The sequence below is a fragment of the Bradyrhizobium sp. P5_C11_2 genome, from assembly GCF_054049755.1.
Genome location: NZ_JBFULT010001024.1, coordinates 1 through 1,322 on the forward strand (window position 1 = coordinate 1; position 1,322 = coordinate 1,322).

Sequence of the window (1,322 nt, forward strand, 5' to 3'; positions counted from 1 at the left end):
ATCAAGGATTCCTCGATCTCGGCGATATTCGTCATCTTCATCTGCTCGATCTGGCCGATGCTGCTCAACACCGTGTTTGGCGTTGCCAGCGTGCGCAAGGAATGGATCAACGTCGCGCGCACGCTCGAGGTCGGCACGCTCAGGCGCGCCTTCACCGTGATCCTCCCCGCAGCCGCGCCGACGATTTTGACGGGCATGCGCATCTCCATCGGCATCGCCTGGCTGGTGATCGTCGCCGCCGAGATGCTCGTCGGCGGCACCGGCATCGGCTACTTCGTCTGGAACGAGTGGAACAACCTCTCGATCACCAATGTCATCATCGCGATCCTGCTGATTGGGGTCGTCGGCATGCTGCTCGACCAGATCCTCGCGCGCTTCACGCGCCTGGTCACGTTTCCGGAGTAGGGGCTGTGACCGCAAAATTCATCTCCATCGAAGGCATCGCCAAGCGCTATCCGGGCGCCAGTGGCGCCACGACGACGGTGTTCGAGAATCTGTGGCTGTCGATGGCGCGGGGCGAGTTCTGCTGCGTGATCGGCCATTCCGGCTGCGGCAAGACCACGGTGCTCAACATCCTCGCCGGCCTCGACGCGCCGAGCGAGGGCGCCGTCATCGTCGACGGGCAGGCGATCTCGGGCACCAGCCTCGACCGCGCCGTGATCTTCCAGAGCCACGCGTTGTTGCCCTGGCGCACGGTGCTCGGCAACGTCGCCTATGCCGTGAGCTCGAAATGGCGGAGCTGGGATCGCGCCAAGGTCAAGGCGCACGCCCAGACCTTCATCGATCTCGTCGGGTTGACCGGCTCGGAGCACAAGCGTCCTTCTGAGCTCTCCGGCGGCATGAAGCAGCGCGTCGGCATCGCCCGCGCGCTCTCGATCACGCCGAAGATGATGCTGATGGACGAGCCGTTCTCGGCGTTGGACGCGCTGACGCGCGGAACGCTTCAGGACGAGGTGCGGCGCATCTGTCTGGAGACTGGCCAGACCGCGTTCATGATCACCCATGACGTCGACGAGGCAATTTACCTCGCCGACAAGATCTTTCTCATGACCAATGGGCCGGGCGCGGTGCTGGCGGAGGTCGTCGAAAATCCGCTGCCGAAGGATCGCGGCCGCACCGACCTGCACCGCCATCCGCTCTACTACGCTCTGCGCAACCACATCATCGATTTCCTGGTGACGCGCAGCAAGACGTTTGCGGCGGAGGCGCCCGGCCACGATCCACGCAACGTGCCGGTCGTGCATATCGGCAAGCCCGGACTGACGATTGCGTCCGACGCCAAGCCAGAGCCGCTCAAGGAGACGTCATGGCCGGGCTTGTCC

Annotated in this window: 2 protein-coding genes; both read left to right on the plus strand. The window is 64.2% G+C overall.

Translation table 11 applies throughout. The features are described from left to right. The coding region (locus ACXJL8_RS41340; protein WP_456687064.1) for an ABC transporter permease at positions 1 to 405 on the plus strand (405 nt) is incomplete at its 5' end. A gap of 5 nt (positions 406 to 410) precedes the next feature. Beyond that, positions 411 to 1,322: ABC transporter ATP-binding protein (locus ACXJL8_RS41345; RefSeq protein ID WP_456687065.1), on the plus strand; the 912-nt coding region annotated here is incomplete at its 3' end.